The organism is Streptomyces justiciae (assembly GCF_015163075.1).
GTDB classification, from domain to species: Bacteria; Actinomycetota; Actinomycetes; order Streptomycetales; family Streptomycetaceae; genus Streptomyces; species Streptomyces justiciae.
Genome location: NZ_JADDXU010000002.1, coordinates 824245 through 843777 on the forward strand (window position 1 = coordinate 824245; position 19533 = coordinate 843777).

The 19533-nt window shown below is 71.3% G+C and carries 22 protein-coding genes; 10 read left to right on the plus strand and 12 right to left on the minus strand.

Annotated elements, in window-relative coordinates:
• The first annotated feature begins 173 nt into the window (after positions 1-173).
• On the plus strand, positions 174-1130 hold the full coding sequence (galU, locus tag IQ210_RS07785; protein WP_228047089.1) for a UTP--glucose-1-phosphate uridylyltransferase GalU: 957 nt from the start codon (positions 174-176) through the stop codon (positions 1128-1130).
• A 13-nt stretch (positions 1131-1143) separates the two neighbouring features.
• Here galU and IQ210_RS07790 read toward each other — a convergent pair whose 3' ends face one another.
• The gene (locus IQ210_RS07790; RefSeq protein ID WP_079311530.1) at positions 1144-1581 is read right to left on the minus strand and encodes a DUF4442 domain-containing protein; all 438 of its coding nucleotides are present in this window, start codon (positions 1579-1581) and stop codon (positions 1144-1146) included.
• A gap of 85 nt (positions 1582-1666) precedes the next feature.
• Between IQ210_RS07790 and IQ210_RS07795 the strand changes: the two genes are divergently transcribed.
• The 4 genes from IQ210_RS07795 to IQ210_RS07810 all read left to right on the plus strand — a co-directional run bounded on the left by IQ210_RS07795 (position 1667) and on the right by IQ210_RS07810 (position 6181).
• Positions 1667-2578: a hypothetical protein gene (locus IQ210_RS07795; RefSeq protein ID WP_194078095.1), complete on the plus strand. Its 912-nt coding sequence runs from the start codon at positions 1667-1669 to the stop codon at positions 2576-2578.
• An 80-nt stretch (positions 2579-2658) separates the two neighbouring features.
• Positions 2659-3702, plus strand: coding sequence for a hypothetical protein (locus IQ210_RS07800; RefSeq protein ID WP_194078096.1), 1044 nt, complete (start codon positions 2659-2661; stop codon positions 3700-3702).
• Positions 3703-3792: 90 nt separating this feature from the next.
• Positions 3793-4815, plus strand: coding sequence for a hypothetical protein (locus tag IQ210_RS07805; RefSeq protein WP_194078097.1), 1023 nt, complete (start codon positions 3793-3795; stop codon positions 4813-4815).
• 94 nt (positions 4816-4909) lie between these two features.
• On the plus strand, positions 4910-6181 hold the full coding sequence (locus tag IQ210_RS07810) for an MFS transporter (protein ID WP_194078225.1): 1272 nt from the start codon (positions 4910-4912) through the stop codon (positions 6179-6181).
• Here IQ210_RS07810 and IQ210_RS07815 read toward each other — a convergent pair.
• From IQ210_RS07815 to IQ210_RS07830, 4 genes are all read right to left on the minus strand, one after another.
• Positions 6143-6988 carry a spermidine synthase gene (locus tag IQ210_RS07815; protein WP_194078098.1) on the minus strand — a complete coding sequence of 282 codons (846 nt, stop codon included), beginning with the start codon at positions 6986-6988 and terminating at the stop codon, positions 6143-6145. The two genes, IQ210_RS07810 and IQ210_RS07815, sit on opposite strands and share 39 nt — an antisense overlap.
• Before the next feature lie 121 nt (positions 6989-7109).
• The gene (gene tuf, locus IQ210_RS07820; RefSeq protein WP_194078099.1) at positions 7110-8279 is read right to left on the minus strand and encodes an elongation factor Tu; all 1170 of its coding nucleotides are present in this window, start codon (positions 8277-8279) and stop codon (positions 7110-7112) included.
• A 94-nt stretch (positions 8280-8373) separates the two neighbouring features.
• Entirely contained in the window at positions 8374-8538 is a 165-nt protein-coding gene (locus IQ210_RS07825; protein ID WP_194078230.1) for a hypothetical protein, read from the minus strand.
• Positions 8535-9257 (minus strand): DNA alkylation repair protein, encoded by a 723-nt coding sequence (locus IQ210_RS07830; RefSeq protein ID WP_194078100.1) that lies wholly within the window; start codon positions 9255-9257, stop codon positions 8535-8537. The genes IQ210_RS07825 and IQ210_RS07830 overlap by 4 nt, the downstream gene beginning before the upstream one ends.
• Before the next feature lie 49 nt (positions 9258-9306).
• Here IQ210_RS07830 and IQ210_RS07835 point away from each other — a divergent pair, with 49 nt between their 5' ends.
• Positions 9307-10074: a TVP38/TMEM64 family protein gene (locus tag IQ210_RS07835; RefSeq protein WP_194078101.1), complete on the plus strand. Its 768-nt coding sequence runs from the start codon at positions 9307-9309 to the stop codon at positions 10072-10074.
• Between the two features lie 99 nt (positions 10075-10173).
• Here the strand turns inward: IQ210_RS07835 and IQ210_RS07840 are convergent, their stop codons facing one another.
• Entirely contained in the window at positions 10174-11343 is a 1170-nt protein-coding gene (locus IQ210_RS07840) for a thiolase family protein (RefSeq protein ID WP_194078102.1), read from the minus strand.
• 104 nt (positions 11344-11447) lie between these two features.
• Here IQ210_RS07840 and IQ210_RS07845 point away from each other — a divergent pair, with 104 nt between their 5' ends.
• On the plus strand, positions 11448-11918 hold the full coding sequence (locus IQ210_RS07845; protein WP_194078103.1) for a winged helix-turn-helix transcriptional regulator: 471 nt from the start codon (positions 11448-11450) through the stop codon (positions 11916-11918).
• Between the two features lie 12 nt (positions 11919-11930).
• On the opposite strand, the gene IQ210_RS07850 is transcribed toward IQ210_RS07845, so the two are convergent.
• From IQ210_RS07850 to IQ210_RS07865, 4 genes are read right to left on the minus strand one after another with little or no spacing between them, the layout of a single operon-like run.
• Entirely contained in the window at positions 11931-12719 is a 789-nt protein-coding gene (locus tag IQ210_RS07850) for an alpha/beta fold hydrolase (RefSeq protein WP_194078104.1), read from the minus strand.
• Positions 12720-12769: 50 nt separating this feature from the next.
• Complete coding sequence (locus tag IQ210_RS07855; RefSeq protein WP_194078226.1) at positions 12770-13483, minus strand: cupin domain-containing protein; 714 nt, start codon at positions 13481-13483, stop codon at positions 12770-12772.
• Positions 13477-14403, minus strand: coding sequence for a DUF6807 domain-containing protein (locus tag IQ210_RS07860; protein WP_194078105.1), 927 nt, complete (start codon positions 14401-14403; stop codon positions 13477-13479). The genes IQ210_RS07855 and IQ210_RS07860 overlap by 7 nt, the downstream gene beginning before the upstream one ends.
• On the minus strand, positions 14400-15560 hold the full coding sequence (locus IQ210_RS07865; protein ID WP_194078106.1) for a Gfo/Idh/MocA family protein: 1161 nt from the start codon (positions 15558-15560) through the stop codon (positions 14400-14402). Before IQ210_RS07865 ends, IQ210_RS07860 begins: the two co-directional genes overlap by 4 nt.
• Positions 15561-15854: 294 nt before the next feature.
• Between IQ210_RS07865 and IQ210_RS07870 the strand changes: the two genes are divergently transcribed.
• Both IQ210_RS07870 and IQ210_RS07875 read left to right on the plus strand, forming a co-directional pair.
• Positions 15855-16730: an undecaprenyl-diphosphate phosphatase gene (locus IQ210_RS07870; RefSeq protein WP_194078107.1), complete on the plus strand. Its 876-nt coding sequence runs from the start codon at positions 15855-15857 to the stop codon at positions 16728-16730.
• Positions 16731-16857: 127 nt separating this feature from the next.
• Positions 16858-17037: a hypothetical protein gene (locus IQ210_RS07875; protein ID WP_079311520.1), complete on the plus strand. Its 180-nt coding sequence runs from the start codon at positions 16858-16860 to the stop codon at positions 17035-17037.
• 15 nt (positions 17038-17052) lie between these two features.
• On the opposite strand, the gene IQ210_RS07880 is transcribed toward IQ210_RS07875, so the two are convergent.
• Positions 17053-17634, minus strand: coding sequence for a hypothetical protein (locus tag IQ210_RS07880; protein ID WP_228047091.1), 582 nt, complete (start codon positions 17632-17634; stop codon positions 17053-17055).
• A 43-nt stretch (positions 17635-17677) separates the two neighbouring features.
• Here IQ210_RS07880 and IQ210_RS07885 point away from each other — a divergent pair, with 43 nt between their 5' ends.
• Positions 17678-18247, plus strand: coding sequence for a chloramphenicol phosphotransferase CPT family protein (locus IQ210_RS07885; RefSeq protein WP_194078108.1), 570 nt, complete (start codon positions 17678-17680; stop codon positions 18245-18247).
• A 9-nt stretch (positions 18248-18256) separates the two neighbouring features.
• Here the strand turns inward: IQ210_RS07885 and IQ210_RS07890 are convergent, their stop codons facing one another.
• On the minus strand, positions 18257-19504 hold the full coding sequence (locus tag IQ210_RS07890) for a hypothetical protein (protein WP_194078109.1): 1248 nt from the start codon (positions 19502-19504) through the stop codon (positions 18257-18259).
• Positions 19505-19533 lie beyond the last annotated feature (29 nt).

Sequence of the window (19533 nt, forward strand, 5' to 3'; positions counted from 1 at the left end):
GGCGGTATCCGCACCCGCATTCGAAACCGCGGACGGAGGGACGTCAAGTTGTGTGCGGGTAAGGGTGGTTGGCACACGAAATCTCCAACCTTCGCGCCACTGCCGCCGGACGCACAGGCCGCTCCCATGGTTCTCCCTGGAAGCTCTCATTCCCGTCGGCCAGCATGAGCCGCATGACCGCCCCCCACACCCTCGCAGCCCCCGCCGCGCCCGCCTCGACCCGCACCGTGCGCAAGGCGGTCGTACCGGCCGCCGGGCTCGGCACCCGCTTCCTGCCCGCCACGAAGGCGACGCCGAAGGAGATGCTGCCGGTCGTCGACAAGCCGGCCATCCAGTACGTCGTCGAGGAGGCGGCCGCCGCTGGTCTCGACGACGTGCTGATGATCACCGGCCGCCACAAGCGCGCCATCGAGGACCACTTCGACCACGCCTTCGAGCTGGAGCAGGCGCTCGCCGCCAAGGGCGACACGGTCCGCCTGGACGCCGTGCGCGACCCTGCTCGCCTCGCCAACATCCATCACATCCGGCAGGGCGAGCCCCTGGGCCTCGGCCACGCGGTGCTGTGCGCCCGCCGCCATGTCGGCGACCAGCCGTTCGCCGTACTCCTCGGCGACGACCTCATCGACCCGCGCGAGACCCTGCTCAGCCGGATGCTCGACGTCCGCGACCACTACGACGGCACGGTCGTCGCCCTGATGGAGGTCCCCCCGGAGCAGATCCACCTCTACGGCTGCGCGGCCGTCGAACCCACGGAAGAGGACGGCGTCGTCCGGGTCACCGGCCTGGTGGAGAAGCCGTCACGGCGGGACGCGCCGAGCACCTACGCGGCCATCGGGCGCTACGTCCTCGATCCCGCGGTCTTCGACACCCTGGAGCGCACCCCGCCCGGCCGCGGCGGCGAGATCCAGCTGACCGACGCCCTCCAGGAACTCGCCGCGGGCGGCACGGTGCACGGGGTCGTCTTCGACGGGCTGCGCTACGACACCGGCGACAAGGCCGACTATCTGCGCACGGTGGTCCGGCTGGCCTGCGACCGGCCGGACCTGGGCCCCGAATTCCTGGCCTGGCTCAAGGAGTTCGTGGCGACGGCCGAAGCGGAAGGGGCGGACCGGCGCCGTCTCGCCGCTTGATCCGCCCCTCCTCTCAGCTGTTGGGACGCAGCGTCCACAGGACGGTCATCTCACCGGTGACCGCGCCGTCGCCGCGCCGGATCTCGATCGCCACCGGGAACTCGGGCCGCTCCCCCGCGTCCAGCTCGGCGACCACGTCGGCGGCGGGACGCCCGAGCGTCGCGGTGGCGGTCACGGGACCCATGGCCAGCTTCTTGTAGGCGATCTCGGCGCTGACCGCGAGCGGCACGGCGCGCGAGAGCTGGTCCCCGAACGCGGCGAGCACGATCGCCCCGCTGGCGGACTCACCGAGCGTGAACATCGCCCCGGCGTGCGGTCCGCCCACGTGATTGTGGAACTCGCCCTGGTCCGGAAGGGAGACCACGGCCTTCTCCGGCGTGGTCTCCAGGAACTCGAGGTTCAGGGTCCGGGCCATGGGCACCGTGGCGGCAAGCATCTCGCCGATGGACATCTGGTCTGCGCTCATGGCCGCATGTTACCCACGAGTAGCGTTTGCTGACCAGAGCGGTGTGATGATCGTCGTATCCTTGCGCCCCATGTGGCCAGGAGAGCGCTCGCCGGGGGACGGCACCGATCCGCAGCAGCACGCGAACCCCTATCGGCAGCCCGGATACCAGCAGCCGAACCCGTACACCGTCCCCGCGCAGCCGCCCGCGCCGCAGGGCCGGGACCCTCGTGACCGACGTACGAGAACCCTCGCGATCGCCCTGGCCGCGGCCGTTGTCGTCGCCGCGACGGTGACCGGGGCCGTGCTGCTCGGTGGGGGCGACGACGAGGCCGGACCGGACCCGACGCCCACCTCGGCCTCCCCCGCCACGTCCGCCGACCCGCGCGGCGGCGGCGAGCAGAAGCCGACGGTGGCCGGCTGGAAGGTCGTGGTCAACCCGGGCCTGGGGGTCGCGTTCGACGTCCCCGCCGACTGGGCGCTGGAGTCGCCGGACTGGGTGTCGTACGTAGCCGCGAACGACGATCCCGAGGACAAGCCGCTCGTCGCCATGAAGGCGCCCGCCGTCCTGAAGAAGCAGTGGTGCTCGTCGGACGACGACAAGGACGGCCGTACGGAGGACACCGCGCTGGCCAGTGCGGGCTCGCGCGGGAACAACGGGGCGAAGAGCACCGAGGAGATCGCCCGCGCGGACTCGGCGGCCTGGGTCTACGGCCTGTACACCCAGCCCGACAACAAGAAGGTCAGCACCGGACCCGTCACCTCCTTCACCACCGCGTCCGGTCTGACCGGCAGCGTCGCCACCTCGCAGTCCTCCGGCGTCGTACGGCGGGACAAGTGCGACTCGGACGGCAAGGCGACGACCTTCGCGTTCACGAACTCGGCGGGCGACTTCGCCTCGTGGTCGTTCGTCGGCGCCAAGGGCGTGACGGACGAGGTTCCGCAGGCCACGGTCGAGAAGGTGCTGAGCACGGTACGGGTGTTCACGGCGACGGATTCCTGACAAGGGCCGTTCCACTTGCTACGTCCCTGACAAGGGTCGGTGACCGAACCGATGCACAGGCGCCACTAAGGTGGCCTCCCATGTGGCCAGGACAGCAGCCGCCCGGGGGCGAGCAGAACCCGCAGGACCAGAACAACCCGTACCAGCAGCCGGGGTACCAGCAACCCAATCCGTACCAGCAGCCCGGCTATCAGCAGCCCAATCCCTACGGGCAGCCGCCGCAGCCGCAGCAGCCGCCGACGCAGTGGGACGCGCCGGGCGTTCCGCAGCCCGCGCAGGGCGGCGGCAGCGGCGGGGGCGGCAACCGTACGAAGGTGACCGCGATCGTCGCGGCCCTCGCGGTCGTCGTGGCCGCCGGTGTCACCGGGTTCCTGGTGCTCGGCGGCGACAAGGACGACGAGGCCGACGGCGGCTCGGGCAAGGGCGGCCGGTCGGCGGCCCCGTCGAAGTCCACCGCCACGGACCCGAGCGCCTCCGCCTCGGGCTCGGACGACAATCCGCGCGGCGGCGAGGCGGAGAAGGCGACGATCCCCGGCTGGAAGGTCGTCATCAACCCCAAGTGGGGCACCGCCTTCGACGTCCCGGCGGACTGGGAGGTCGAGTCGCCGGGCATGCTCATCGGCTTCGAGAAGGACGACGCCAAGGCCGGCGACAAGCCCATCATCACCATGTCGGCGCCGGCGTACCTCAAGGAGAAGTGGTGCACCTCCGACGACGACAAGAACGGTGACACCGAGGACACCGCCCTCGCCACCGCGGGTACCAAGGGTGCGAACGGCGCCAAGGACACCGACGAGGTCGCGGTCAACCAGGTCCCGTGGTGGGTGTACGGCGGCTACACGCAGCCGGACAAGAAGAGCATCACGTTCGACGAGAAGGCCAAGGAGTTCACGACCACGTCGGGCGTCGAGGGCAGCATCGCCTGGGCCCGCTCCAAGAACACGCCCCGCAAGGGCAAGTGCGCGACCGACGGCAAGGCGGTCACGTTCGGGTTCAAGAACTCCGCGGGCGACTATGTGGCGTTCAGCCTGTACGGCGCCACGGGCGTGAAGGACGAACTCCCCGACTCCACCATCATGAAGATCCTCGGCACGGTACGGCTGCACGGCGAGCCGACCGGCTGACGCCCGCTCCCGGAGGCCGGTCGTCCACCCTTCGGAACCTTTCCGGTTCCCCGTGGCACCGGCCTCCCGGCCCCTCTAGGGTTACCGGCCATGTGGCCAGGACAGCAGCCGCCCGGGGGCGAGCAGAACCCGCAGGACCAGAACAACCCGTACCAGCAGCCGGGACATCAGCAGCCGAACCCGTACCAGCAGGCCGGGTACCAGCAGCCCAATCCCTATGCTCAGCAGCAGCCGCAGTGGGATGCCCCCGGCGCTCCGCAGCCCGCGCAGAGCGGCGGCAACGGCGGAGGCGGCGACAACCGTACGAAGATCACGGCGATCGTGGCGGCCCTGGCCGTCGTCGTGGCCGCCGGTGTCACCGGGTTCCTGGTCCTGGGCGGCGACAAGGACGACGAGGCCGGCGGGGGCGACGACCCGAGCCCGACCGCCACCGCGTCCAAGTCCCAGCCTGCGAGCCCGAGCTCGTCCACCGGTGCCGACGACCCGCGCGGCGGCGAGGGCGCGCAGCCCACGATCCCGGGCTGGAAGGTCGTGGTGAACCCAAAGTGGGGCACCGCCTTCGACGTACCGGCCGACTGGAAGGTCGAGACGCCCGGCGTCTTCATAGGCTTCGAGGACGAGAAGAAGGGCGACGGCTCGGTCCTCATCGGCATGTCCGCCCCGGCCTACCTCAAGGAGAAGTGGTGCACCTCCGACGCCAACAAGGACGGCAGCAGCAGTGACACCTCGCTGGCCGCGGCCGGCACCAAGGGCCAGAACGGCGCGAAGAACACCGCCGACGTGGCCCGCAACGACTCGGCGTGGTGGGTGTTCGGCGGCTACACCGACCAGACGGACAAGTCCAAGAAGCTGCTCACCATCGGCAAGCCGAAGTCGTACACCACCGCCTCCGGCGTCGAGGGCAGCGTCGCGACGACGTACTCGACGGGCGTGACGAAGAAGGACAAGTGCGACTCCGACGGCAAGGCGACGACGTTCGCCTTCAAGAACTCCGCGGGCGATTTCGTCTCGTGGACGTTGTACGGGGCGAAGGGCGTGAGTGACGAGGTGCCCGAGGCCACGATCCAGAAGATCCTCAGCACGGTCCGGCTGTACGGCGAACCCACGGGCTGACCGGAGGAAACCGGCCGGAATTCGTTTGGCATGCGAGGGACGGGGCGGGGATAGTCGGCCGGTGACCTCCGCCGACGCCTCGACACACCGCCGCATGCCCGACTGGGCGGGCCGCAACTACACGCTGCTGACCTCCGCCGCGTTCATCACCAACCTCGGCAGCCAGGGCGCGCTGATCGCCGCCGCGTTCGCCGTGCTGGAGAGCGGCGGCGACGGCGGTGACGTGGGCCTGGTGGCGGCCGCGCGGACGCTGCCGCTGGTGGTGTCCCTGCTGATCGGCGGGGCCGTGGCGGACCGGCTGCCCAGGCACCGGGTGATGGTCGCGGCGAACGCCCTCAACTGCGTCTCGCAGGGCCTGTTCGCCGTACTCGTCCTCGCCGGTGAGCCGCGGCTGTGGCAGATGATGCTGCTGACCGCGCTGGGCGGCACCGGACAGGCGTTCTTCGGCCCGGCCGCCGAGGGCATGCTGATGTCCTCGGTCTCGGGCGAGCAGGCGAGCCGGGCGTTCGCGGTGTTCAGAATGGCGATGCAGGGCGCGGCCCTGGGCGGCGCCGCGCTGGGCGGTGCGATGGTCGCCGTGATCGGTCCGGGCTGGGTCCTGGCGGCGGACGCGCTGGCGTTCGCGCTGGCCGGGGCGCTGCGCTCGTTCCTCGACGTGAGCCACATCCCACCGCGCACACCAGGGCACGGTCTGCTGTCCGATCTCCGGGAGGGCTGGCGGGAGTTCATCGGTCGGCCGTGGCTGTGGGGCATCGTCGTCCAGTTCTCCCTCGCGAACGCCGTCGTCGCCGCCGCTGACGCGGTCTACGGTCCGCTCGTCGCCCGGGACCATCTGGGCGGGGCGGGGCCCTGGGGTCTGGCCTTGGGCTTCTTCGGCGCGGGCACGGTCGGCGGGGCCCTGCTGATGACCCGCTGGAAGCCGCGCCGCCTGCTCCTCGTCGGCACCCTCTGCGTATTTCCGTACGCCTTCCCCTCGGCCGCCCTCGCCGTGCCGGTGTCGGTCCCGGTGCTGTGCGCGGTGATGTTCCTGACCGGCGTGACGCTCGAGGTCTTCTCGGTGAGCTGGATGACCGCGCTCCATCAGGAGATCCCGGAGGAGAAGCTGTCCCGGGTCTCGGCGTACGACTGGTTCGGCTCGGTCGCCATGGTGCCGCTGGCGACGGCGCTGGCCGGCCCGGCGGAGTCGGTGTTCGGCCGCTCCCACGCGCTGTGGGGCTGCGCGGCGCTGGTCGTGCTGGTGACGGCGGCGGTCCTCTGTGTCCCCGACGTACGCAACCTGCGCCGGACCGGCAGCAGGACGGTGATGACGCAGCCCGCCGGCACGGACTCAGCCGATGCCGAACGCCCCGTCGGGGGGCTCGGGTGACGGCACCGCGTCCTCATCCCGCACGGGCCGCGCGACGCCCGTGAACATCCGCAGGGCGTCCCCGTGCTCGACCCGGGCCGGAAAGGCGTCCGCGGCGGTGCGCCGGGCCAGCGCGGCGGTGTCGAGGGGATGCCGGGCGGCGACGACCACGGCGTTCCCGAACCGCCGCCCGCGCAGCACCCCCGGCTCGGCGATCAGCGCGAGCTCCTCGAACACCGTCCCCAGGGTCGCCAGTTGGGAGCGCAGGAACGCGAACGGCGCGGCATCGGCGAGGTTGGCCAGGTAGACGCCCCCGTCCCGCAGCACCCGGCCCGCCTCCCGCGCATACCCCACGGACGTCAGATGCGCGGGCACCCGCGAGCCCCCGAAGACATCGGCGACGAGCACGTCCGCGGAGTCACTGGGCGCCCCCTCCAGCCACGTACGCGCGTCGGCGGCGTGCAGCGCTATGCCGGAGCCGTCGGGGAGCGGCAGATGCTCCACGACGAGCTCCAGCAGCCCCTGATCGGCCTCGACGACGTCCTGCCGGGAGCCCGGCCGGGTCGCCGCCACATACCGGGGCAGGGTGAGCGCCCCGCCTCCGAGATGCAGCACGTCGAGCGGCTGTCCAGGGTCGGTTGTGATGTCCAGGACATGGCCGAGCCGACGCGCGTACTCGAACTCGAGATGCGTCGGCTCGTCCAGATCGACATACGACTGAGGCGCCCCGTCGACGGTGAGCAGCCAGGCCCGCTTGCGATCGACGTCGGGCATGAGCTTGGCAAACCCGTGATCAACGGCACGGGCGACGGGGATGGCTTCGGTCACTTGTCCATTGTGCCTTCAGTGGACATCCCTGAAGGGGCGCGGGACTGTGTCCATATGCGGCTCCGCCGCGTGGGCGCGACCAGCCACAACCGGTCCGCAGCCCCCCGCACACCTCAGCCCCTCACACGACGGCGGTCACGGTCCCAGCCCCTACGGTCCGACCACCCTCACGAATGGCGAACCCAAGACCGGGCTCCAACGGCACCTCCCGCCCCAGCTCAACGGTCATCGCAACCGTCTCCCCAGGCCGAGCGACTCCCACCTCACCAAGGTCCACATCCCCCACCACATCCGCGGTCCGGATGTAGAACTGCGGCCGATACCCCGTCGCGACCGGCGTCGTACGCCCACCCTCACGCGAGGACAACACGTACACCTGCGCCGTGAACCGCCGTCGCGGCTCGACGGAACCCGGCGCGGCAACAACGTGCCCACGCCGTACGGCATCCCGCGGAACCCCGCGGAGCAGCAACGCCACGTTGTCCCCGGCCTGCGCCTCCTCCATGGGCTTGCCGAACGTCTCCAGGCCGGTGACCACGGTGTCCACGGAGGCACCGAGCACTTCGACCCGGTCACCCACCTTCACGATCCCCCGCTCGACCGCACCGGTGACCACCGTCCCCCGGCCGGTGATGGTGAGCACGTTCTCGACGGGCAGCAGGAACGGCGCGTCCAAGTACCGCTCCGGCATGGGCACATACGTGTCCACCGCGTCGAGCAGCGCCTCGATGGACGCCGTCCACCGCGGGTCGCCCTCCAGCGCCTTGAGTCCGGAGACCCGTACGACAGGGACCGTGTCCCCGCCGTAGCCCTGCGAGGTGAGCAGGTCGCGGACCTCCAGCTCGACGAGGTCGATGAGCTCCTCGTCGCCCGCGTCGGCCTTGTTGAGGGCGACGACGATGTGGTCGACGCCCACCTGCCGGGCGAGCAGGACGTGTTCGGCGGTCTGCGGCATGATCCCGTCGAGCGCGGAGACGACGAGGATCGCCCCGTCGAGCTGGGCGGCGCCGGTGACCATGTTCTTGACGTAGTCGGCATGGCCCGGCATGTCCACGTGGGCGTAGTGCCGGGTGTCGGTCTCGTACTCGACGTGCGCGATGTTGATGGTGATGCCGCGCGCCGCCTCCTCCGGGGCCCGGTCGATGCGGTCGAACGGGACGAAGGTGCCGGCGCCGCGGTCGGCGAGGACCTTGGTGATGGCGGCGGTCAGGGTGGTCTTGCCGTGGTCGACATGACCCATGGTGCCGATGTTCAGATGTGGTTTGGTGCGCACGTATGCCGTCTTGGGCATGGCTGTACCTCGAAGTCTCTTCGTCAGGAAAGCGGGGACCCCAAGGACTTGCCGACCCTCCCCCTGCGGGGTCCGCCGGACGATCCGGAGAGGGTCAGCTTCGGGCGCCGTCGACGGCTGTCAGGAAGACGGGAACGGCAGCCTTCGGCGCATCCGCGACTGCGGATGCTGCGAGGAGGAAGGCGTGCCGGAACATGGCGTCGATCATTGCCGACACCCGGCCCGACGTCGAACGATTTTTCCCCGTACGGGACTTCACGCCCCGATGTTCTTCAACGCCTCCCGCACCGACAGCGGCGCGAAGCGGCCCTTCTCCCGCGCGAGGAAGCCGCGCACGGCCTCCGGGTCGGTCTTGGCGTACTCGCGCAGTGCCCAGCCGATCGCCTTGCGGATGAAGAAGTCGGGGCGTCCGGACTGGTGGAGGCAGTAGGTGAAGAGGCGTTCGGTGTCGGTGCGTTCCTTGTAGCGGAGCTGGTGGAGGAGCGCGGTACGGGCGATCCACAGGTCGTCGTCGACGATCCAGGCGTCCATGTCCGCCTTGAGCGCCGGGTCGGCGGCGACGAGGGCGCCGACGACGTGAGCGGCCAGCAGGTCCACGGTGTCCCACCAGGGGACCGTGGAGACCAGGTGCCGGGCCACGGGCAGGAAGCCGGACGACAGCACGCGCGCGTGGCGGCGCAGATAGTCGACGGCGAAGTACTGGTACTCGCGCTCGGGCAGCCGCCAGCAGCGCAGCGCGACGGCCGTGCAGTCGGCCTCGTCGGGCCGCGGCATGCCCTCCACGACGGTGCGGGAAAGGGCCCGGCGAACGGGGGTGGTGAGGCCGAGGAAGGGGGCGACGTCCTTCATGTACGCGCGCATGGGCTCGGCCCGCGCGGGGTCGGCCGCGGCCCCGTAGGTGGCCGTGAGCCGCTCCAGCACGGTGTCGGCAAGAGTGCTGCGCGGCAGTGAGGGAGATCCCACACCTGTGACGCTCATGAGACGAACCATACGGCGATCACACACATCGGTCGGTTAGTGTCACCGGATGCTCGATGCCACCACCCGCTCTGGCGGCACCGCCACGGCCACTCCCCCGGCCACCGCCACGGAGCTCGCGCTCACCGCACCCCTGCCGGTCGGTCTCGCTGCCCGCTGCTCCAGAGTGCTGCTCTCGCCCTGGTCACGGCTGTCCCTGCTCGTCGCCCTGCTCGTGGCTGCGGGGGCGACCGTGCTGCTGTTCGAGCCACAGCGGCTGCTGGCGGACGGCTGGCCACCCCAGCTGGGCGGGGCCGCGGCGGCCCTGGTCTTCGCGGCGGCGTACGGCCTGTGCACGGTGGCGTTCGTACCGCGCCCCCTGCTGAACCTGGCCGCGGGCGCCCTCTTCGGCACCCAGCTGGGGCTGGGCGCCGCCCTCGGGGGCACGGTGCTCGGGGCCGGCATCTCCTTCGCCCTCGGCCGCATCCTCGGCCAGGACGCCCTGCGTCCACTGCTGCGGGGCCGCTGGCTGAAGGCGGCCGACGGCCAGCTGAGCCGGCACGGCTTCCGCTCGATGCTGGCGGTGCGGCTGTTCCCCGGCGTGCCTTTCGCCGCCGCGAACTACTGCGCCGCGGTCTCCCGCATGGGCTACGTCCCGTTCCTGTTGGCGACGGCCCTGGGCTCGATACCGAACACGGCGGCGTACGTGGTGGCGGGGGCCCGCGCGTCGACACCGACGTCCCCGGCCTTCCTCATCGCCATGGCCGCGATCGCCGTACCAGCACTGGTGGGGGCAGCGGTGGCCTGGCGCAAGCGCCATCACTTGCGGAGCCGCTGAAAACACCGGGCGCGCGGGACGCAGGTCAGGGGCGCGGGGCTGTATCGATTTGCGGCTCCGCCGCGTGGGCGCGACCAGCCCCCACGCACCCGCACCCGCTCAAACAGCCTCAAGCACCATGGCGTTGGCGAGCCCACCCGCCTCACACATGGTCTGCAACGCATACCGCGCCCCGCGTTCCCGCATCGCATGCACGAGCGTCGTCGTCAGCCGCGTACCGCTGGCCCCCAACGGATGCCCGATAGCGATCGCACCCCCGTGCACATTCACCTTCCCCAGATCCGCCCCGGTCTCCTGCTGCCAAGCCAACACCACGCTGGAGAACGCCTCGTTGACCTCGAACAGGTCGATGTCGTCCAGCGACAGTGAGGCCCGCCGCAACACCTTCTCCGTGGCCGGGATGACCCCGGTCAGCATCAGCAGCGGGTCCGAGCCGGTCACGGCGAAGCTGTGCAGTCGCGCCAGCGGCCGCAGCCCAAGACGGGCAGCCGTCTCACTGGACGTGATCAGCACGGCCGACGCCCCGTCGTTGATCGGGCTCGCGTTGCCCGCCGTGACGTTCCACTCGATCTGCGGGAACCGCTCGGCGAAGGCGGGGTCGTAGTAGGCGGGCTTGAGGCCGGCGAGGATCTCGGTCGTGCTGGACGGTCGTACGCACTCGTCCCGCGCCACCCCGTCCAGCGGAGCCACCTCCGCGTCGAAGAGGCCCGCGGACCACGCCTCGGCCGCCTTGTGGTGCGAGGACACCGCGAAGGCGTCCATCTGCTCACGCGTGATCGACCACTTGGCCGAGATGAGTTCGGCGCTGATGCCCTGCGGGACGAGCCCCTCGGGGAAGCGCTCGGCGACTCCGGGGCCGAAGGGGTCCTTGCCGGGCGGCACGTTGGACCACATCGGCACGCGGCTCATCGACTCCACGCCACAGGCCACGACGAGGTCGTACGCGCCCGCCATCACGCCCTGCGCGGCGAAGTGCACGGCCTGCTGGGAGGAGCCGCACTGGCGGTCCACGGTGGTCGCCGGGACCGTCTCCGGGAAGCCCGCCGACAGGGCGGCGTAGCGGGTGGTGTTCATGGCCTGCTCGCCGACCTGGTCGACGGTGCCGCCGATGACGTCGTCGATCAGCGCGGGGTCGACGCCGGAGCGCTCGACGAGGGTGCGCAGGGTGTGGGCGAGGAGCTCGACGGGGTGGACGTGCGCGAGGGAGCCGTTCGGCTTGCCCTTGCCTATGGGGGTGCGTACGGCTTCGACGATCACTGCGTCACGCATGGTGCGGCCTCCGCGGTCACCAGACAGCTACCGGTCAGTAGGAAATCCAAACTCACCATAGCTCCGTGAGTTGGAAAATCAAACCCTCCCCTAGAATCGGGCTCATGGCCGCCACCAAAGACCCGCGCCCCTGTTCCATCGCCGACGCCCTGGCGCTCGTCGGCGAGAAGTACTCGCTGCTCGTCCTGCGCGAGGTGTGCCTGGGCAACGGCCGCTTCGACCAGCTGGTGCGCAACATCGGCGCCCCGCGCGACATCCTCGCGACCCGCCTGCGCCGGCTCGTCGACGCCGGCATCCTGACGAAGCGTGCCTACAGCGAGCGGCCGCAGCGTTTCGAGTACCGGCCCACTCGGGCGGGCCTGGAGCTGGAGCCGGTTCTGGTGACCCTCATGGCCTGGGGCGACCGGCATCTGCGCGAGGACGACAACCGGCCGATGGTCGTCGAGCACGCGTGCGGCAACGAACTGCTCCCGGTCGTCGTCTGCCAGGCCTGCGGCGACGCCGTGCGCCACGAGGACCTGAGCGCCCATCCGCAGGCTCCGGGCTGGACGGTGGCGGGGCCGACGGCGGCGTGAGGACGCGGCCGGTCAGCGGTGTGCGCGGCAGAACGCGCGGACGGCCTGGTTGAAGCGCTCGGGTGCCTGGAGGTTGCTGACATGCCCCGCGCCGGGCAGCACCACCAGCTCCGTGTCCGGGATCGCCGCCTCGAAGGCGCGGGCGACCTCCAGGGGTGACCGCACGTCGAGTTCGCCCCACAGGAGCAGGGTCGGCACCCCGATCTGCGGCAGCAGGTCTCGTTGGTCCGCCTCGGCCATCAGGAGCAGCTGCGCCCCCATGGTGGCCTGGCGCACGTCCCGCGCCATCGCGTCGAGCATCGGCACGTACTCGGGCGGTGGCTCTCCCGCGAACAGTCCCGGCAGCGTCGGGTCGAACTCCTCCGGCGGTACCGCGAGCATCCGCCGCGCGCCTTCGACCCGCAGGGCCACCTCCTCGGGCGGCAGCGAGCCCCTCCAGCCGGCGTAGGTGTCGGCCAACAGCAGGGTCTTCACCAGCTCCGGACGGTGCCGGTACAGCTCCAGCACGACCGTTCCGCCCCAGGAGAGTCCGCCGACGTGGGCGGGACCGAGTCCCACGTCCTCGATCACCGCGGCGAGACAGAGGGCGTAGTCCGCGAGGGTGAAGCCGGCAGGCAGGTCGGAGGAACGTCCGGCGCCCGGCTCGTCCCAGGCCACGACCGTGAACTCGTCGGCCAGTCCGGTCAGCTGCGGCCGCCATATCCGCGCGGCGTCCCCGGCGCCGTGCGCGAGGACCAGCGGAGGTCCCTGGCCGACGCGGTCGTAGGCGATCTCCACGCCGCCCACCTGCACCGTCGCCATGACTCCAGGCTAGACGCGGCCACCGCCGATGTCGCGACGGACCGGGATTCTCAGGCGCCCCGGTAGACGTCCAACCGCCCGCACATCCCGAACTTGCCGCGCTCCGAGGGCTGTTCGGACCGTACGACGGCGTCCGCGAGGTGGGAGAGGTCGCCCCTCTCCAGACGGTCGAGCTGCTCCTCCGTGGCCGCGGCGGCGGCCGCGGCACCGGCACGCCAGCGCTCCCGCCAGTCAGCCAGCCGAGGCCGTACGAGGGCGGCCGCGGCCCGGTGGAACGCGGCCAGCGCCTCCGGGCCCTCCGCCTCCCGCAGCAGCCGGTACCCCTCCAGGGCGAGGTCGCGCCGGGCCCGGGCGATCCGCTCCCGTTCCGCCTCGGGCGCGTCCGCCGGGATCGTGGTCGCGGCGGCGTACGTCTCCGGGTCGGTCAGGTACTCCGGGGGCAGCGTCAGCACCGCGTCGCCCGCCTCCGGCAGCCCGCTGTTCTGCATGAGGACGGTGATGCGCAGCTCGCCCTCGTTGACCAGCCGGTGGACGGTGCCCGGCGTGAACCGGGCGACCGTGCCGGGTACGAGGGGCGTGACCTCGTACCCGGCCGTCGTGAGGGTCTGCACGGCACCCCGGCCGCCGGTGACGACGTACGCCTCCGAACAGGTCAGGTGCACATGGGGCGTTCCGCCGTGCAGGCCGTCGGCGGCGGGCCAGTCGTAGACGCACAGGTGCGACACGGCGACCCCGCCGGGGAGCCCTTCGTAGGAGGTCACCAGGGGTGGGTCTCCAGGTACTTGGCGATCTCCTCGCGCTGCCAGGCGCCGTCGGCGACGACGACGCGGTAGCGGCGGGTGAGGGTGGCGCCGGGGGCGAGTGCGAGTTCGTCGTAGAAGGCCCAGGAGGGGGCCACGCCGGCGAACGGGTCGTTGCGGACGAACCAGTGGGCCGGGTGGGCGCCCTGGGTGCCGAGGTGGTCGTTCTCGGGGGCGTGCTCGAAGACGAGGGTGGCGTGGCCGTCGGTGCCGTCGTGCTCGCCGGAGAAGGCCAGCCAGGGGGCCTGCGCGCCGAGCAGGCCGGGGCCCTCGGCGTCCGGGGCGGTGATCCGGCCGTCCCGGAAGGCGCGCGGGCCGCGCCAGAACAGGCCGGTGTACCCGGCGAGTTCGCGTCCGGCGGTGGTCGGGCTGCCGAAGAGCAGCGGCTCGTCGCGCCGGTTGGTGATGGCGCTCGTCCAGGTCAGCGCCCAGGAGCCGGACTCGGCGTCGACGTCGTGGATCTCGATCCGGCGCCGCTCGTCGGCCCACAGCTCGCCGCTGTAGGGGTGCCAGGTGAGGCGCTCGGCGATGACGACCCGGTCGTCGTGCGCGGCGAGCTCGTCGAAGGCGACGTGGGCCATCGAGCCGACCCGCTCGGGGAGTTCGAGGTAGCCCTCGCCGTGCACGTAGGAGTTGCCGCCCCACAGGTTGGCGCCCGAGACATGGGACGCGGTCAGGGACAGGCCCTTGTGCCAGCGGTGGTCGTTGGGGCGGTAGTCGGTGACGACGTCCCCGGCCAGGGTCCGCAGCGGGTGGATGTACGGCTTGGGCGCCTCCCAGGCCGCCTCCGGGCGGTAGACGTACGCGAGCAGCTCGACGCCGGTGGCGGGGTCGGTGACGGTGATGCGGTCGCCGTGCGCGTGGACGATGCGCAGCGCGCTCATACGGGCACCTCCTCGCCGACGGCGGGGGCGGTGGCCGCGGGGGCCCAGCCGGGCGCGTTCCCGTGCATGGCCGTGTAGAACGGGTCGCCGGGGCCGATCTCGCCGGCCTTCACCGTGGCGTCCGTGAACGCCGACTTGTAGAGCGCGGCGACCAGTTCGAGGCTGGTGCGCCCGTCGGCGCCGCTGCTGCGCGGGCGTTCGCCGGCCCGCATGCTGGCGACGAGTTCGCGCAGCTGCTCCAGGTGCGAGCTGGGCACGTCCGGGCCGAAGTCCCGCCAGGTGTCGGCCTCCTCGCCCGGCACGCCCGCGGCCGGTGTGATGTGCCAGTTCGCGTTGGAGTGGCCGTACAGGTGGGTGAGTTCGACGGTCGCGCGCTCGCAGTCGATGCGGATGCGGCTGACCTCGTCGGGGCTCAGGACGCTGTTCACGATCGTGGCCATGGTGCCGTTCGCGAAGCGGACCAGGGCGGTGGAGACGTCCTCGGTCTCCACGTCGTGCACCAGCCGCGCGGCCATGGCGCGCACCTCGCTCCACGGGCCCAGCAGGTCCAGCATGAGGTCCATCTGGTGGATGCCGTGGCCCATGGCCGGACCGCCGCCCTCGGTCGCCCAGCGGCCACGCCAGGGCACGGAGTAGTAGGCGGTGTCGCGGTACCAGGTGGTCTGGCAGTGGGCGACGAGCGGTCTGCCGAGGGCTCCCTCGGCGAGCAGACGGCTCACATGGCGGGTTCCTGAACCGAATCGGTGCTGGAAAACGATGGAGGAGTATGGACCGTTCTCCACACCCTCTTCCGCCTCCACGGCGGCGTAGTCGGCCAGCGTCGGCACCGGCGGCTTCTCGCACCAGACCCAGGCCCCGGCGCGCAGCGCGGCGATGCTCTGCTCGCGGTGCAGGGTGGGCGGGGTGCAGATGGTGACCAGGTCGGGCCGCTGTTCGCGCAGCATGCGGTCGAGGTCGGTGTAGGCGTGCGGGATGCCGCCCGCCGTGCAGAACTCCTCGACGGCCGTGGCATCGATGTCGACCGCGGCGACCACCTCGGTCTCGCCCTCCTCGGCGAGCTCGGCCAGCGCGGGCAGATGGGAGCCGCGCGCGATGGCGCCGGTGCCGATGACGGCCGCGCGGATACGGCGACCTTCGAAGGGAGTGAGGGGGGACATGGGCGTGATCAGCACTCCTCTTACGAACGGCGGACAGCGCCGACGCCTGCCACCCGACCAGCAAGCGCTTTCTCTCCGCAGCAACCTAAGCGGCGGGACTATGACCGGTCAACAGGTCGTACCCCAGCTCACGGGGGCTTCTCACACCCTGGTCACCACGTTCCCCCGAAGCCCCTGTGGCGGGCCTGTCACCGCCGGACGCTAGGCTGCCCTCCGCACCTGTGATCACCGTGGCCCGGCGGCTCGGTGTGCCCGTCGCTCCTCCCACGATCAGCGCTTGGACTCCGTACCTTCATGTCTTGGTTTGAATCCCTCATCCTCGGACTCGTCCAGGGGCTCACAGAGTTCCTCCCCGTCTCCTCCAGCGCGCATCTGCGGCTGACGGCGGCCTTCTTCGACTGGAAGGACCCGGGGGCGGCCTTCACGGCGATCACCCAGATCGGCACCGAGGCGGCCGTGCTGATCTACTTCCGCAAGGACATCGGGCGGATCATCTCGGCCTGGTTCCGCTCGCTGACGAACAAGGCGATGCGCGGTGACCACGACGCCCAGATGGGCTGGCTCGTGATCGTCGGCTCGATCCCGATCGGTGTGCTCGGCGTCACCCTCAAGGACCAGATCGAGGGCCCGTTCCGCGATCTGCGCATCACCGCGACCATGCTGATCGTGGTCGGCGTCATCATCGGCATCGCCGACCGGATGGCCGCGCGCGACGAGAGCGGCGGCAAGCACCGGGCGCCCACCCAGCGCAAGTCCCTGGAGGACCTGGGCGTCCGGGACGGCCTGATCTTCGGCCTCTGCCAGGCCTGCGCCCTCATCCCGGGCGTCTCCCGCTCCGGCGCCACCATCAGCGGCGGCCTCTTCATGGGCTACCGGCGCGAGGCCGCGGCCCGCTACTCGTTCCTCCTCGCCATCCCCGCGGTGCTGGCGTCCGGCCTGTTCGAGACCAAGGACGCGCTGGAGGGCGGGCATGTGGAGTGGGGGCCGACGATCTTCGCGACGATCGTGGCCTTCGTGGTCGGGTACGCGGTCATCGCGTGGTTCATGAAGTTCATCTCGACCAAGAGCTTCATGCCGTTCGTCTGGTACCGCATCGCGCTCGGCATCCTGGTCATCGTGCTGGTGTCGGTCGGCGCGCTCAGCCCGCACGCGGCGGAGTCGGCGGGCTGACGCTCCCCCACGCCTCCAGCAGGACAGAATCCAACATGTTCGCCCAGTGAACTCCGTGACCAATCACATACGTTGTGCGTAGCCGTTCGGTAGCGCAGTGTCAGTGCTTGCCCCTAGGCTTGTCCGCATGTCCCCCGATTCCATGGCCTCTGGTTCCGTGCGGTCTGCTGCCGAAGTCAACGAGCAGATCCGTGCGCTGTGGCTGCGGGCGGGCGGTTCGCTGTCGACCCAGGAGCGCGAGGAGTACGAGCTGTTGGTGGTCGAGTGGGCGGCCGCGATCCGCGGCAATGTCATCGAGGCGGCCTGATCAGGGCCGCCCGGCTCAGTCGTTGACGGCTCCATAGCGCAGAACCCCGCCGCTGGGCAGGAGATACGCCATGCCCCGTTTCTCGGGCAGCACACCGCCCAGCGTCTCGGAGTCAGTCAGTCCGGAGACGCTCCACCCGATCAGGCCGAGGCTGAAGGCTGCCTCGCGGAACGCGTCGAGGCCGATGCCGGCCAACCACGCGTCGGCCGCGGCGGACCGGAAGTACGGACCGTCCTCGAACTCCACACCCGCCTGCCGCAGGGCCGACAGCGGCACTCCGAACGCCAGCCAGTCGCTGCCGTCGTCACCACCACCGCGCACCGCCGTGACGTCACACACGACGAGCTCCCCCGAAGGCAGCCGGGCCTGACCGAATAGATGCCCGAACTCCGCCAGCGAGGCGACCGTGCGCGGCACGGTCTGCTGCTCCTCCGGCTCCCGGTCCTTGTGCCCGTAGCAGCCCTCCGCCCCCGCCGCGCCCCACACCGCGTCCAGAACGGCCTGCAATCCGACGTCGTCCGTCGAACCGACCTCGATGGCCAGCTCGTACGTGCCTTCACCCCAGAACTGGTGGCGGAAGAGGGCGGCATCAGTCATCCGGCCATCATCGCCCACCCCCGCCCCTCCTAAGATCCACTCCATGGAGCACCTCGACAGCGTCCCCGCGCGCCAGGGCCTCGTCATCTTCCTGAACGGCACCTCCAGTTCGGGCAAGTCGAGCATCGCGGCCGAACTGCTGCGGGTGCTCGACGAGCCGTACTTCCACATGCCTGTCGACGCGTTCCACGCGATGCGGTCGAGCGCGCCGGTGCCGCCGGACGAGCTGGGCACCGTGCTGCACCGCACCTGGCAGGGCTTCCACCGCGCGGTCGCCGGGATGGCCGCCGCAGGGAACAACGTCGTCGTCGACCATGTGCTGAGCGCCGAGTGGCGGCTCCGCGACTGCCTGTCCCTGTTCGTCCCGCAGGACGTGGTGCTCGTCGGTGTGCACTGCCCGCCGGAGGAGCTGGAGCGCCGCGAGCGTGAGCGCGGCGACCGGCCGGCCGGGCTCGCGGCACGTCAGCTGGAGCAGGTGCACTCCCACGGGATCTACGACATCGAGTGCGACACGAGCCGCGCGACCCCGCTCGAATGCGCCCTGCGCATCAGGGAGTTCCTGCCCGGCCGCCCGACGCCGACGGCGTTCGAGCGGCTGCGCGCGGCCGGGTGACGTCAGGGGTCAGGGGTCCAGCAGGTCGCAGGCCTCCCGGAAACCGTCGTACGCCTCGCCGTACTGCCTGGCCGCGAGGAGGAACATGGCCTGGTCCGTCAAGGCCGCGCGCAGGGTCCCGGGGTCGGCGAGACGGCGAGCGAGGGCCACGCCCTCGGCGAAGACGGGGCGCAGCGGTTCGAGGAGGCGGTGGTTGAGGCGGTCCCGGTACACCGCGGTGCGGACGGCCAGCCTGCGGTGCTGGACGATCAGCTCGGGGAGCGGGGTGGACGGGTCCTCGCGCAGCGCGGTGACCTGTTCCTCCAGCGGCCCCAGGCCGTCCAGGTAGGCGTCCCTGATGTCCGGCGACCACTGCAGGCAGGGTGCACCGAATGCGGGCCCCGGCCTCCGTGCGGTCGGTACGGGCTCCGCCGACCGGCCCGACAGGGCGAACAGGACGACCCACCACGAGGACATGTCGCTCCAGCTCCTGCGTTCACCGGTGCGGTCCAGGTCGGCAAGCAGGGTGAGAGCCTCCTGCCGGGCCGCCGCGGCCTCGACGCGACGATCGGCACCGTCCAGCATCCCTGCCTGGTGCACCAGTTGGCAGACCAGTATCGCCAACGAGGCGCTGTCCGCCGCGACTTCCGCCCGGGTGACGTCCACCAGCTCCGCGAAGGCGTCCAGAGCCGCGTCCTGCTGTCCAGCGGCATCCAGGGCGGCCACCCATCTCACCACTGCCCAGAACGAGTTGTCCCCCGCGGCCAGCGGGCGCTCCGCGTCGACCGACTTCTCACACACCTCGGCCGCTTCCTCGTACCGCCCCTCCTCGGCCAGCACCTCCGCCAGTCGCCAGTGCCCGTACGCGGGGCTCCCCACCTGCCCGTGCTCGAAGCCCCAGCGCCCGGCCGCGGCCATCTCCTCGCAGACGGCGAGGCCCTCCGCCCGCCGCCCGAGGGCATAAAGACCGTGCTGACAGGCGTCCAGAGCCCGGACCAGCAACGTGGCCCGCCGCGGATCCCCCTCGTCGATGCGCCGCGCCACGGCCGCTGCCTCCGCGTGCCGGGCCAGCCGCACCTCCGGCAGATCACGGACCTCCCACTCGTACCCGTACGACACCAGCGCGTCGGCCAGTTTCGGCACATAGGTCAGCGGACTCACCGCCGACAGCACCCGGTACGCCTCGACCTGCCGCGCGACGCTCGGCCTGTCCGACTCCAGCAGAATCGTCCGCGCCCTGAGCACCGCATCCTGATCGACCTTCTCCGAGTGATTCATGACGGCGATTCTGAGAGCCGGGGCAGGGC